Genomic DNA, 15,303 nt, shown 5'->3' with positions numbered 1-15,303 from the left:
TAAATAATTAATCGGAGAATTAAAACATCTCAAAAATAAAAGAATACAGAGCGCTTAAGTATTAATTTTTCAACAGATGCTAATCATAAATGAAAAATACAAATGACCGGATTTTTAAATATTACAGAATTGACCTGAAAGTGACAATTTTTCAAAAAAAAGAAAGGCTGCCCGAAACGGACAGCCTTTCATATAGCTAAATTACATCATCTATTTTACTAGAACTTTTTTGACCTGAGAATCTACTTTAACAATATATATACCAGGATCAACAGAAATACTTTCTGCATTTCTTACGGTCATCTGACGTCCAACCAGGTTATATACATGCACTGATTCATTACCCTTGAGATCAAGAATTCTGATCAAACCGGGAGTTGATGTATCAACTCTCAGGTCAGATTCCACACTTGTTTCTTTAACCGGCACTGATAACATATAGGCCAGGGCTATTCCATCAGGATTATCAATGTCTACCAGGGAAGCCATTGTTTCAATATCTGACGGGCTCAGTGTTTTATTATACAGCTGGAAGTCATACATCATTGCTTTTGCAAGATAGGCATCGCTCCAGAAGTTTGAACGTCCCAGGAAGTTATAGTTTGTTCCCAGTAATCCGGCCTTGGCCACATCGGTATTGGGCCACTTTTTAATTGTAGCTGTATCAATCGCCACACCGTCGAAATACACAATACCCAAAGTATCATCCTGTGTATAAGCATAATGATGCCATTCTCCCTGGGTTGACAATTCACCTCCTGCTGTTCCGATCTGATCACCTCCCCAGTAATCGGCAGCAATGTTATAGGTTTTATACGATGCACGACCGAAGATATATCCATTGCGTTTTTCCGATGAGGAGTCGCTGTTTGAAAATGCATAAAGGAAGTTTCCGTTATCTGCCAGGTTTGTTTTTGCCGCATCTACCATGAAATAGGTGCTTATTGAGAAGTGTCCTTTCAAAGCATAAATAACTTTACCCACTTCATCACCCATATCAAAATAGGATGAATCACCGGCCAGGTTTAATACACCAAAGCTTGTACCTGCTCCTTTAAGCGTTCTGTTACCGGCACCATTCATAAATGTTCCCTGGAAGTGCTGTTCTGAAAGATCTGTTACGGTTGAACCACTTATATTAGCATCATCAAAGTTATAATGGATTAACAGATCAGAAGTATATTTCGTTGCTTCCTTGGCCAACACAGTGGCTACAAAAGTTGTATCTGTCCTGAAACGTCCTTTAATCAGGGTAGCTGTTAAACGCACATCAGTATCCAGATAATCCGGCCTTGTTACAACACCTTCTTCTGAAATCAAAGCTGGTGCAGATGACCATCTTATTGTAATGGAGTTATCTAAACTTCCTTCAGTAGGCAAGGTAATATCAGATGTAACAGCACTTAAATCACCCAGTGACAATGCATCTTTTTCTGTGTTCAATTCTTCCGGGAAACCGGCATTCTTGTTCTCATCATATGCATTGTTCAGTTCATCCAGAACATTATACACATCAAGGCCGATGCCAAACGGTGAAGACAACTGTATTTCACCTTCGGATAATGCCTTACCGTACAACCTGAAATCATACACCAGTGTATTTTTCAGATATACGTCAGCCGTATAACAGGAACGGCCAATCCAGTTGAACCAGGTTCCTTCCCTACCTGCTTTTTTCAAAGATGTTGAAGGCAGGTTGGTTATTGAACCGGTCACTGCAACATTTCCGTCAATATATATGGTTCCAACTGAACCATTCTGAACATAAAGTACATGATGCCACTTTTCTTTCCATCCAGCGGTATTCGCCGGGCTTACACCAGGATTAATCTGCTGCTGATCACCACCGTAAATTGTAGGAGTGATAGAGAACCTGTGATCCAGAAGGCGTTCAATCATAGCCCCATTTCTGTCCACATCTATATCATCTGTATTCGAAATACACCAGATAAAGTTACCGTTTGAACTTATATCCGTATTTTCTTCCTGTACCAGATAATAAGCTGAGATGGTATAATCTCCCAGTAAATATATCTCTTTTCCGAAATCCAGTCCCATATCAAAGTAACCTGTTCCATTACCGAGATCCAGTACATTATACTGTGTTGTATTACCAATGGTTCTGATTTTTGCATCATTGTATAGGCGTCCCACAAAACCGTTATCAGAAACATCCGTCACTTTAATGGAATCAGGATTGCTAAAATCCAGATCTTCTTCTGCAAAATCCCACTGTGCTACTAAATCGGCAGCTTCTGTACTTGCAGGAACGAAGGCATCAAAGCGTTTTGTCATGGTATACACAATACCATCCTGCTCCATAGAAAGGGTGGCTGTTAGAATAACAGTTATATCATATTTTTCAGGAGGTGTTACATTCCCCAGGCTATCAATAATTGAAGTATCCGATGAAGCCCAGTCGATGGTTACATTTCCATCGGCAACAGGCAAAGTAAGATTACCGCTGACTTCTTCAATACCTTCCACTGTTAGATTCTGATAAGCAGTTGTAAGTTCTTCAGGCAGACGGCTCCAGGCAAGGCTCAATACCTCTTCATCAGTCAATGCCCTGTTATATACCCTGAAATCGGCCACACTTCCATCCAGGAATGGATCGGGCCACATGGATTTACCAATGTAGTTCTGTGTAAATGCTTCTGTGATTAAAGACGGATTCAATGTAAATGCATTACTCTGTCCATCCACGACACCGTTTACGTATATTTTTCCTACAGTGCCTTCAAGAGTTACAACCAGGTGAACCCATGTATCAAGAGGAAGCGGAGTGGCCGCATTAATCTGCTGTTCCTGCGTACCGGCACCATTTTTAAAAGAAAACCTTGGTGAACTTCCATTTGAAACAGTGAAGAACATGTAATAATCTGTACTTGAACCAAAATCAAAAATACGGGCCCATGTTGCTTTGGAGTTCAAATAAGCCCAACAGGAAATGGAAAAATCGGTATAAGAGTGAATTTTATCACCAACAGCCTGTTCAAAGCTGAAATAAGGTGAATTTGTATTGGCAGCCCCACCGGAAAGGGTCAGTACATTTAAACCGTCCTTTACGCCGATTACGGCACCATCTGTAAGCGTACCTCCCGCACCTGCAACTACATCTGTCACTACACCTGCGTCCTCTGACTCAAATGTAAAATGGTAATCCAGACCGGATGTCAGATCCTGGGCACTTAAGAAAGTACCCATTAATAATCCCACTGCAAGAAACAACATTCTAAACAGTGAATGATTCCTTTGTATTAAGTGTTTTTTCATAAATAAAATGTTTGAAAATAGTTAATCCGAATTCTAAAATAAAACCAAATTTAAATAATAATATCAATATAGTCTATTCCGAGTAAAAAATTACATGGTATCATATAAAATAAGGCTGTTGAGATTCAACAGCCTTATTAATTCATGTATTTGTACTATTTATTTTACAAGAACTTTCTTAACCTGAGAATTTACTTTAACAATGTAAATACCTGGATCAACAGAAATACTTTCTGCATTTCTAACAGTCATCTGACGACCTACAAGGTTGTACACATGAACGGATTCATTACCTTTCAGATCAAGAATTCTTATCAGACCCGGTGTTGATGTATCAACACGAAGATCAGCTTCAACACTAACTTCTTTAACCGGTACAGATAACATGTAGGCAATAGCAATACCATCAGGATTATCCACATCCACTAATTCAGCCATTGTAGCAACATCAGCTGCAGTCAGTGATTTATTGTATAACTGGAAGTCGTACATCATTGCTTTGGAAAGATAAACATCGCTCCAGAAATTCGAACGGCCCAGGAAGTTATAGCTTGTACCAAGTAACCCTGATTTAGGAACATTGGCGTTGGGATACTTATTAATTGTACTTGTATCCATTGCAACACCATCCAGATACATAATACCCAGTGTATCATCCTGAACATATGCATAATGATGCCATTCTCCCTGAGTTGACAAAGCACCTCCGGCAGTTCCAACCTGGTCACCTCCCCAGTAATCCGTGGCAATGTTATAAGTCATGTAAGATGCACGACCGAAGATATAGCCATTTCTTTTTTCAGACGAAGAATCGCTGTTGGAGAATGCATACAGGAAGTTTCCGTTATCGGCAAAATTAGTTTTTGTACCATCAACAAAGAAATAGGTACTGATTGAGAAGTGGTTTTTCAAAGCGTAAATAACTTTACCTACTTCATCACCCATATCAAAATATGATGAATCACCCCACAGATTTAATACGCCAAAGTTGTTATCTGTTCCTTTCAGTATTCTGTTTCCTGCTCCATTCATAAATGTACCCTGGAAATGTTGTTCTGAAAGATCAGTAACTGTTGAACCATCAACATTGGCATCGTCAAAGTTAAAATGTATCAATAAATCGGAAGTGTATTTAGTTGCATCATTTGCCAATACAGTAGCTGTGAATGTTGTGTCAGTCCGATACCCATCTTTAGACAGTGTTGCTGTAATACGTACATCGGTATCCAGGTAATCAGGTCTGGTAACCACACCGTCAGGACCCACTAAACCAGGAGCACTACTCCAGCTTATAGCGATAGTATTATCGATACTACCCTGAGCAGGTAAAGTAAGATCGGATGTTAATGCACTCAGGTCTCCTAAAGATAAGGCCTCTTTTTCTGTAGTTAACTCTTCAGGAAAACCAGCATTGTTATTTTCACTCCACGCTGCATTTAAGTCATCAACAGTTGTCAATACATCAAGACCAATACCGAACGGATTGCTCAGTCGTATTTCATCCTGAGAAAGAGGGATTGAATATAATCTGAAATCATACATGGATGTATTCCTTAGATAAACATCCGATGGATAAGGAGAACGACCCAGCCAGTTAAAAGGTGTACCCGTTAATGCAACACCATTTACACTGTCTTTCTTTATAGTACTGAAAGGATAGTAAGTTATAGGCTGCTGGGAAAGTATTTCACCATCCAGATATACAGTTCCTACAGTTCCTTCCTGTACATAGGCTAAATGATGCCATGCACCTTTAGGAGCATTACCTTTAGAACCAGTACTCTGCTGTGTGCTATAATCTGTTCTCATGATATCGGCTTCCATATCACGGCCAATAAAGTACATGGCACCTCCGCCGGCATAAATATCTTCTGTATTACAGAAAGACCAGAAGAAGTTACCATAATCACCAATACCGGTATATGCATCATCAATACGGAAGAACACACTGATGGTATACTCACCAAGGTGATAAATATAATCTCCAAGTTCCGCACTCATATCAAAATAGCCGGTTCCCTGTCCCATATCCAGAACATCGTACTGATCCGTTTCACCAATTGTACGAATCCATGCATCGTTTTGCAGTGTTCCTACTAGTCCATTTCCTGATATATCATCTATACTAACACCGTCATCCCCCATATTCTCTCTTGCAAAATCCCATTGTGCAATGAGTTCCGGACCAAGATCGCCGCTTGGTTGGATATACACGGCAAAACTTTTCGTTTTTGAACGGGTAATTGTACCTACTGTATGATAAAACGTAACAGTAAGTGAAACAGGTACAGGATACAATTCAGGTAAAACACCCTTTAAATGTCCTGTAGAATCGATATAGGTTGTATCGCCAATAGACCATTCAGCTGTTACATCGTTATCGAAAGTTTCAGGCAGTACAATATCCTGATCCAAAGCATTTACATCAATCCCTGCATTTTCAGGAATATCGGTTAATTCAAAGGTTTGAGCAAGACTAGCCAGTACAGGGTCACTACCGATTTGCTCAACTTCAGCAGCTGATAACGCACGATCATAAATTCTGAAATCAGAAACAGATGCATCAAGGTTACCATCCGCAGTATACTGAGAGCGACCAATATAACATTGTGTCAATGCAACTCCCATATTGGTAGGATTCAGTGTCATGCTTGTATTTTGATCACCAGACTGATATCCATCAATATAAATTGTTCCAACAGCACCGTCAACAGTTACTGCGATATGTGTCCATACGCCCTCGGTTAATGCTTGGTTCGCATTGATAACTTCTTCTGCTGCACCTCCACCGCCTACTGTTATTGCAAAACGGGCAGTCCCGGTCACTGAGTTACGGGGTGTAAGGAACATATTTACTGTTGTTCCGGTTCCAAAGTCAAACAATCTGGACCAGGTAACAAGGGTATTAATTTTCACCCACATAGAAACCGTAAAATTCGGATAGGTCTGGAAATTTTCAATAATTCCGGATTCAAATTCCATGTACGGACCAACATCATGTGCTCCACCTATCAATTCCAGTGCATTTAAACCATCCACAACACCTAGTGTCGCACTATTTTGTAAAATACCACCGGCATTTTTGATAGCATCAGAAGTAACGCCTCCTTCTTCATTATCGAATCTAAACTGATACTGGAGACCATCAGTTATATCCTGTGCAAACAGCACCGTCCCCATTAAAAAACTCACTGACAGAACCAACATTCTGTTCAGCCAACGTCTTGTTGCATAAAGATTTTTTTTCATAACAAAATTGTTTAAATCAATTAACATTAGGTACTAAATAAATTCACTTAAATGCTTGATAAGTTTCATATATACATTTGTAATGACAATCAGACTGAAGTTTTCAATTACTCATGTATTAAATAGTTTTTCACGTATATTATAATTTTTAAAGATAATTCAAATCACAGATTTCACCAAATTTTAATTGTCAATTTTACACTAATTCTTATTGTTATATAACATAAGCGGTATTGAGTTAGCTTTCTGATTACATGATAACCTAAGGCGACAGAATAAAATGTGGTCAGAACAGAAGGTGTAAGGAGCAAAAAAAAGGGAATCATGTGATTCCCTTTTTTATTTATTTTTTTGGCAGGTACCAGTTATCAGTATTCCGGAGTAAAGTTCGAATGGCTTCTTTATTTGTAGTATGTTTTTCAGCCACCCGGTCTGCAAGAAAATCAGGATCACTTCTTCGCAAGGCAAAACGCATCAGATCCTGAAAACGGTTACCTTCGAATGCAGTTTCCAGCGCCAGTTCTTTTATAAGAAGATCATCAACATAGCTTACTGAATCATCCAGTGTTGGCAGCGCCGGGATTACAAAGGTGGAATCTGTCAGCGGATCACGGGCATCAACCCACACACCATTTACTTCTTTTCTTACTCCCTGACCTCTCATTACGGTACCAATGTTACTATTAAACCGTATATCTCTAAAGTCCATATAAGCAGGCAAGGCTTCACCAATTTCACTGGCAGGAATAAGATCAGGATTGGTCAACGTTCTGTTGTTTAATCCATTCTTCAGCACGGCGAATGCCACATTGGGTTTGTAGAGCTGATTCACAGCTTCGGCATAACGCAGATAAACCAGTGCATTGCGATAAATCCTGGTTTCATATACATTTTCGTCAGTTTCACCTAATACCGGACTGTACTTGATTATTCGATCATAAGCATCTATATTGCCCTCATTATCAATGACCTGCATAGTACTGATTGATCCGAACTTACCTCGCAGGTCATGATCAATGTCGAAATCATCCTTGAAAAACAGGTCCTTGTTCCAGTTGTTTAAAGCTACCTGCGATGGAACTATCATCTGGTTGGATATATCAGAAGACATATTATCCAGTTCTGAAGCATGACCATAACGTGATGAAGTAGCGATATCGGTAATTCGCTCAGAGGTTGTACTGGATTGAAAAAGCATCCTCCAGTTAACATATATCCGATTTTCATTCAATACATCGTTTTCTACAATCCAGTAAGATTGATAATTTTCACTTACGGTATAACTGTTATTGTACAACAGATCATGATATTCGGTTGCAGCATTCAGATAGTCGCCGGTCCACAGATACAAATCCCCAAGTACCATCCGAACAGGGAAAAATGAATATCCAAGGTTGTAATCCATTACAGATCCCAGTCTGGGTTTTGTAACATTCTTCCAAGGTGAAAGGTCCTTAATTAAAACATCGGCCAGTTGATACAAATCATATTCAGGATAATCAGCCTTGGCTTCATCAATGGACAAAATCGGGTCCTCATAATATAATGCTGATCCGAAATTCAAAACAAGCTGCAGATAGGTCCATGCTCTGATTGTTTTAGCCTGAACAAACTGACTGACCAGAATTTTCTCGCCTTCACTTTCGTACGTTGTATCAATATACCTGATGATGTAGTTGCAATTATTGATAATACTGTAATAATCTGCCACGTTAACGTATGGATTATCGGAGGTAATATCGAAATTATTCAATTCTTTCAGACTAACATCTGCATTTTCTGTCACATCAAGCAAGTCACCGCGAAGTTCCCCCAATAAAACATAGCTGTCAGAAAGTTTTTGCAACTGTGTTAAAACACCAATCATAGAATACAGTGAATCTGAAGGTGAATTTACCCTGTAATTTTCATCTGTAACAAAACGATCAGAGTCTACATTTAACAGCGAGTCGCAACTCATCAATAACAGAGAAACTGCAAATAATGATACTATCAGTTGATTTATGCGCTTCATATTCTTTAATTTATTTCTTTAACGGATGATTATATTATTACAGGTTCAATCTTAAACCGACAAAATAACTCTTTGTTAACGGGATTAAACCGGCATCAATTCCCTGGGATAAAACTGAATTTTGCGGAGAAAATTCAGGATCCAGACCCAGATAATTTGTAAGTGTCCATAAGTTATCTGCAGATACCCAGATATTCAGCCCTTCAATAAAACCACCTTTAAGAGGTACATCATATGATAACTTAAGTGATTTTAATTTCAGGTACGATCCATCCTCAATCCATCTGTCAGAAAACCGTGCATTTCCCATAGGATCATTAAATACAGCTCTTGGCTGATCTGTAATCTGCCCCTCAGTTGTCCACCTGGTCAACATAATCGTGGTTTGATTGTAATAATCATTTCCGCTTTCCATCTTATGTCTCAGATAATTATAAACATCATTGCCATATGAATACGTAAATAATGCTTCCAACGTAACATTTTTAACTGCAAACCTGCTGGTAAATGAACCATAGAAATCCGGATTTGGATCACCGATAACCTGCATATCCTCACTACTGATGATACCATCGCCACTTTTATCAATGAACCTCATGTCACCTGCACCAAAATAGGTTAAAGTACCGTTCTCTTCCCGAATTTTCAGCCCGGAAGCATCCGCTTCGGCCTGCGTGGCAAATACACCGTTTGTTTTATATCCATAGAAGACACCGGCTGCCTGTCCCACTTTGGTTTGAATGTATGCGTCATATATCGGAGTAACGAATTCACCATCGGGTAATGCAGTGATTTCGTTTTTATAATGGCCCACACTTAAACCGAGCTCCCATCTGAAAGCCTTCAGATTTAACATTTTAATATTGGCATTCACTTCGTAACCCGTATTGGTTAATTCTCCGGCATTGGTAAGGAAACGAGCAAAACCTGCAACCTCAGGAGAAATCTGATATGTCAGCAAGTTACTGGTATGACTTGAAAATGCGTCGACAGACAAAGAAATTCTCTCATTAAAAAGACTCATATCCAGTCCACCATTCAGACGGGCTGTTGTTTCCCACTGTATCTGATTATTTGCCAGGTTAGCAAGATAGACCCCTGAAGTTCTCTGAATAAAACGCTCAGACATAAAATACGCCAGATTGACATAATCTTTTATATCATCATTCCCGGTATAACCATATCCGGCTCTTAATTTCAAGAAATTAATGGCATTTACATTCTTCATGAAATTCTCTGAAGAAATAAGCCAGGCACCGGAAAGTGACGGGAAAAAGCCCCAGCTATGACCGAATAACTGAATACCACCCTCTGTTTCTGAACCAAAACGTGAAGAACCGTCAAGAGCAGCAGACAAATTCAGGAAATATTTATTCTGGTTGTTATAAGCGACATTCAGATAATTAGATATGGATCGTAAATGATTATTAATACCTGTTACAGACTGAAAATCAAGATTCCCTGTAAAGTTTCTGGTATCATCAGTTCCTGTATTGTAACCAAGAACCTCATCAGATTCGAAGAAGTTATCCAGATATCTCCAGCCCAACACCGTGTTGATTGTATGGTTATCCTTAGTATAAATATACTTCAGCTGCGTATCATCATAAACCGCAATATTCCTCATCTGCTGGTTTGCCACACGGTTTTTAATAATACCGGTGTTGGTCAGGCTGGCATTATACACAAATGTACCCATCCCTAACATAGGAGTAAAATGCGACTCTTTTGTTTTATCAAGACTGTAGTCGAACTGAGAACTCAACGACAGATTTTTTGTAAAGTTAAATGTTGGAATTGCCCCGATATTGAACCTGTAATGTTTTGACGTATTCAAAGCCCTGTCAATAATCGCAGAAGGATTACCGACATTAAAGACATCTGCATCTTCATAATCCTTTGTTATCAGACCGCTGTTGGTATAGACAAAAGGACTTAAAAACGGAGATTTTATTTTTGCCAGATACGTTGGAGATGTTCTGAAATTAACACCATCATCCAGTAATCTTCTGTCAATGTTGGAGTAACCAACATTCAATCCCAGAGAGAACAGTTCCGACATTTTAAAATCGGCATTAAATCTGGTACTCAGACGTTCAAGATCCGTAGTTTTTATAATTCCCTTATTGTTGGTGTAACCCAGTGAAAAATAATACAATGCCCTGTCATCACCACCGTTTACATCAATACTGTAACTTTGAGTTCTTCCCAACTGATAAATCTGATCATTCCAGTTTGTAGAATTGTGGTACTTTTTATAATACGTTGTGGTAGGATCATCATCAAGAAATTCAAGGCTACCGACGTTTTTAGGACTAACACTAGGATCGGTACCCAACATTTCGCTGATGTAAATACGGTGATCATCTGCATTCATCGTCGGTATTGAACCGGGTTCAGAAGTTACACCGTAAGTTGCATTGGCATTAATTTTTGTTACAACGCCTTTTCCCCTCTTTGTATTAATGAGAATAACACCATTTGCCGCTTTACTGCCATATATCGAAGCACCATCTTTAAGCACAGTAATGCTTTCAATATCAATTACATTAATATTTGCCAACGGATTTGAAAAGAACCCCTGATGAATAGAGTTAACATCATTCATGTTGTTCCATATCACGCCATCAATAACATATAATGGTTGTGCATTAGCTGTTACTGAATTCAAACCTCTGATAAATATTGATGATCCCACAGCTGCTGTACCTGAACGGCTTATTGACCGGACATTACCACCCAGTTTTGTCTGAATAAGGTCATCAGCGGTCAGTGCAAAGTTATCCGAGACATTATCTATACTTTGAGCAGAATTTACCAGATAAGAGTTCTTAACCATACCGGTTTGGGTCTCTATCGTTTTATACTGATCAGTAAATGACTCCGGATACAAATTAATGATGACATCATTTTTCCCTCTTAACGGGAACTCTCTGACGTCGTAATCGAATGCAGTAACCCGCAGTACATCATTACCATCAGGCAGGTTTATGGTAAACTTACCTTCTGCATCAGAAGTTGCTGATGCAGGATAGTTCATTGACTGTATCTGTGCTGCTGCCAAAGGTTCTTTGGAATGTGCATCCCTGACAACCCCGGTTACTACAAAAGCTGCATCCTTATTATCTGACTTTTGGGCCGTAGCAATTTCAGTTGCAAAACATGCCGACACAAAAATGAGTGCAGAGAAATATTTAATTAGTCTGGATTTACTTCTCATTCTGAATATATGCTTTAAGTTTTTCATTCTCATTCAAATGTTTGTTACCTATTCTAGAACAGGCTCTAAGATTATACAGTCTATACACATTCTTCGTGTAAGTTTTGTCGTTTCCTTTGTATTCATATTTACGACCCATAAGGTAACGGTAGTATTATTTTCAACTGTTTCCTTGTCTTCCAGGTCAATGATATTCGAATATGGAAACTCGAAATCGGTAACATACATCTTAGTTACACCATGAGGATCGGTGACGAAATCAGGATCAGCAATATTAATGAATTTCTGTTCGCCCTTTGTTCCTGCTTTATTTATATCATTATAATACAATGCATAAGCCAGATTACTCACAGTTGTATCTGCACTACCTGTTACAGCCAAAGGTGCAAAAACCACATATATCTTATATTTTGCAGATAATGTATTGGGTATTTTAAATATTACACCGGTAATATTCCTTGCTGTAGAAGGATTAACAAGAATGTATTTATCTCCGGATAAATCAAAGCCTGTTCCAGCACTTGATCTTTGGGAAACAGTAGACTGGTATAAGGTACGGGTATCCGGATTTTCAGCTTCAACCCTTATTTCCTTAAGGAAAGTTTCAGTAGGCTTGTACTTTAATGAATCTGTAATATAGGCCCACCCATTGCTTAACTCTGTAAAGGAAGCACCTTCAAAAATTGCAGCTGGATCATGAAATACATTTCCTGTCGTTGTAATTAATGAATCATATTCAGAAGGAACGATAACTTTTTCCCTGAATACCATATTCTGAACAATATTGTTTCTGATATACTTTTTCTGCTGAGCTACTCCACCCTCATCAGGAAGAACCTTGTAAAAGCCCTCCATGTAATTATATGAAGAATTCCATGCCTGATTGTCCGGTAGTAATACAGTATATAAACTATCTTCATTGTCAAGCTCACCAATGACGTTAAGTACTTCATTGCTGTTAATAAATGCCGAGTCATAAATAGGTGATCCGTCATCGTTATAAGTAATCACAGTACTGGAAATCGGATCAAATACCAGCTTTGTTTTTGATTTCATATAGTTGCTTAACGAATCCAGCCCATCAGCAGAAGTGATATGTTCCCAGATGTTATTGATGTAAGGTACATATCCGTCTATAATGTGAATAATACCGTTATTCGCCAGAATATCAGCCCGTATAACAGTTTCATTGCCAAAAGTTAAACCTCCTGTAGATTTAGAAAAGTTTATGAACTTAGCATCGATCATAAAAACGCGTTTGCTCTCAATACCTGAAGAACTGATTGCGAAACGGGCAATATGATTTCGGACTATCTCTGTCACTTTATCCTTGTTACCCATATCAATACCTTCCAGAACAGAATTCAGGGGTGCCCAAACAGTAAAGGACTGGGATGCATTCAGTAAGGTATCATAACCGGATATCTGTAACATTTGATAGAACTTGCTCAGATCTTCCTGACTGTTAATAAAATCTGCTAATCTCAGATCTGTTCTTTCCTGTGCTGTTTGTTCATAATGATTAATCCATGTATCTGACTCGTTACATGAAAACAGCAGCGGTAGAAACATTAACAGATAAAACCATTTACAATTAAACTTTTTCATATTTAAAACTTTTATCTTCTTAACAATTTACCGGTTAATCAATCCCTTCGTATTCAAGCACTTCTACAGGAACAAATTCCAGAAAGTCCATCATAAACTGCCCCGCACGGGCTGCCTTAACATGGAATGTATGCTCAGAAGGTTCCGGAAATGTATAGATGCCTAATATCTTTCTTGCACTTTTTACACTAGCTCTTGCGTTTGCTGCCGGATACCATACATGATCAACAGCACTGTAACTGGCAGCTCCTTTCATGTATCCTCTGTTGCGCATTAATTTATCATTCTCATATCCGTAAGGATCACTGGGTACCGATCCGGGAACTTCATGACCGATTGCAGGGTCATTGGCATCCAGACTCAGATCCAATGGAATACCACAGGGAATACCGTCAAAATACAGTTGTGCTGCTCCCCTCCATGCAGTAGGCTGCCAGCTGAATCTCACTTCATATGTGCCGGCAGGAACAGAAGGTGTGGTTATTGTAAAATCGTATAAACACTCCCTTGAGAAGAGCTCATCACCCTGATAATCCTCGTAACGTCCGTCTGCATTAAGATAACTCAGGATTGTTCCTTCTGAGAATTCAAGACGGTCAAAATAATTATAAGGTATTATAAAGGGTATAATTTTACCCGGTGCACGCATATTGTTATTAGCAATTTCAGGGAAAAAGGAGGCCACATCCATTCTCAATCGTTTACTGGAAAGCATGGATGCCACATCGAAATTATACGTCAGAATTTTGTCAATTTCATGATATACACCATTCAGTGCATCATTATCATAGTTGGTTTCCACAATTCTGACAGCTGTTGCCGGGTCATCATTCAGAGTGTTAAGCAAAGTGTACTCATTGGTACTTACATTGGTCCTTGCTTCGAGTAATGTATGAGGAGCCATCATCTCGATGTATTCGTACATATCATAACTTTTAATCTGATGACCTGTATTGAAGTAATCTTCAACAAATTTCTTTTTTGACAGGTTTTTATTGATCAGGTGATATGCGATAAACCTGTTAAAGCTGTTTTTTGGATTGGTAATATCTGTTATACCTGCATCTTCAGGATAAACTTTATCGTAGACCTCTTTTGCATAAGCCTTTATGGCATCAAGACTGGTCAATCCATTCGCAATAAATGTTGAATCAGACTCCATTAAGGCTGTATAACCATACTTTCTGTGCGGTGGAAAAATTTCATCATTACCATTATTCTGCTGAAACTTGTATTCTCCAAGACTCGGATTATAAGTTTCATCTTCAACCAACATCAATTTCTCGAACAGTTTGGTATTAATCAACGCGTTATAGAACATTGTAAACTTCGGATCATCTGCAATGGCTTCTATAATTAATTTTTCTGATGGTCTTAACACCTCTCCTATCTTATGAATTACACCGTTATGTACTTCAATATTTGGTTCCAGAATTGGAGATGATGTATTAACCCTGATGGTTAAGTCGCCGGACGAAAAGCTGCCATAGGAGACAGAGAAATATCTGTCACTCATGGATTTCTGACTTAATCGTCCTTCAACAAAATCATCAGTTGTTACTACATATCCGTTTATAATATGATCATAAACAATTTTTACAATGGAGTCGTAAGGAAATTCCTCAATAGAATTCCTTCCCAGTGAATGGTAGAAATTGAACATGGCTTCATTTGAAGGGGCAAAGCATGTATATTCTCCGTAAGCATCCAATAAGCCCATAACCTTGGTTGTATCCAGAAGTTTTGAGAACTCTGAATATTCATCCGGGTTTTTAGCCAGGTATTCACCAAGCATATCCCCTGTGAATGTATAATAACTTTCCTGTGAAATTTTATCGCTGTTGCATGATGACAACCCAGCTGTAAAAAGAACAGCTAGCAGCATCATACAGGTGATAAAACTTATTCTTAATCTCTTCATGATCTAACTTTTTAG

The 15,303-nt window shown here is 38.7% G+C and carries 6 protein-coding genes; all 6 read right to left on the bottom strand.

Annotated features, from left to right (window positions below; genetic code table 11):
* Nucleotides 1–210: 210 nt before the first annotated feature.
* On the bottom strand, nt 211–3,276 hold the full coding sequence (locus ACE1EF_RS12380; RefSeq protein ID WP_375720983.1) for a LamG-like jellyroll fold domain-containing protein: 3,066 nt from the start codon (nt 3,274–3,276) through the stop codon (nt 211–213).
* Nucleotides 3,277–3,435: 159 nt separating this feature from the next.
* Nucleotides 3,436–6,525 (bottom strand): LamG-like jellyroll fold domain-containing protein, encoded by a 3,090-nt coding sequence (locus tag ACE1EF_RS12375; RefSeq protein ID WP_375720982.1) that lies wholly within the window; start codon nt 6,523–6,525, stop codon nt 3,436–3,438.
* Nucleotides 6,526–6,868: 343 nt separating this feature from the next.
* Entirely contained in the window at nt 6,869–8,539 is a 1,671-nt protein-coding gene (locus ACE1EF_RS12370) for a RagB/SusD family nutrient uptake outer membrane protein (protein WP_375720981.1), read from the bottom strand.
* A 37-nt stretch (nt 8,540–8,576) separates the two neighbouring features.
* On the bottom strand, nt 8,577–11,786 hold the full coding sequence (locus ACE1EF_RS12365) for a SusC/RagA family TonB-linked outer membrane protein (protein WP_375720980.1): 3,210 nt from the start codon (nt 11,784–11,786) through the stop codon (nt 8,577–8,579).
* A gap of 21 nt (nt 11,787–11,807) precedes the next feature.
* Nucleotides 11,808–13,367 (bottom strand): fasciclin domain-containing protein, encoded by a 1,560-nt coding sequence (locus ACE1EF_RS12360; RefSeq protein WP_375720979.1) that lies wholly within the window; start codon nt 13,365–13,367, stop codon nt 11,808–11,810.
* Between the two features lie 34 nt (nt 13,368–13,401).
* Nucleotides 13,402–15,288: a fasciclin domain-containing protein gene (locus ACE1EF_RS12355; RefSeq protein WP_375720978.1), complete on the bottom strand. Its 1,887-nt coding sequence runs from the start codon at nt 15,286–15,288 to the stop codon at nt 13,402–13,404.
* Between the last annotated feature and the right edge of the window lie 15 nt (nt 15,289–15,303).

Origin of the sequence: Quyinboa sediminis (assembly GCF_042219855.1) — a bacterium.
GTDB lineage: Bacteria > Bacteroidota > Bacteroidia > Bacteroidales > UBA5342 > JBHJHP01.
Note: the sequence above shows the minus strand (reverse complement) of the source record. Positions and strands in the feature narration are given on the sequence as shown.

Bases quoted from the DNA above. Each gene is read 5' to 3' on its own strand.
- ACE1EF_RS12365 (WP_375720980.1), bottom strand. From the start codon at position 11,786: ATGAAAAACTTAAAGCATATATTCAGAATGAGAAGTAAATCCAGACTA.
- ACE1EF_RS12380 (WP_375720983.1), bottom strand. From the start codon at position 3,276: ATGAAAAAACACTTAATACAAAGGAATCATTCACTGTTTAGAATGTTG.
- ACE1EF_RS12375 (WP_375720982.1), bottom strand. From the start codon at position 6,525: ATGAAAAAAAATCTTTATGCAACAAGACGTTGGCTGAACAGAATGTTG.
- ACE1EF_RS12355 (WP_375720978.1), bottom strand. From the start codon at position 15,288: ATGAAGAGATTAAGAATAAGTTTTATCACCTGTATGATGCTGCTAGCT.
- ACE1EF_RS12360 (WP_375720979.1), bottom strand. From the start codon at position 13,367: ATGAAAAAGTTTAATTGTAAATGGTTTTATCTGTTAATGTTTCTACCG.
- ACE1EF_RS12370 (WP_375720981.1), bottom strand. From the start codon at position 8,539: ATGAAGCGCATAAATCAACTGATAGTATCATTATTTGCAGTTTCTCTG.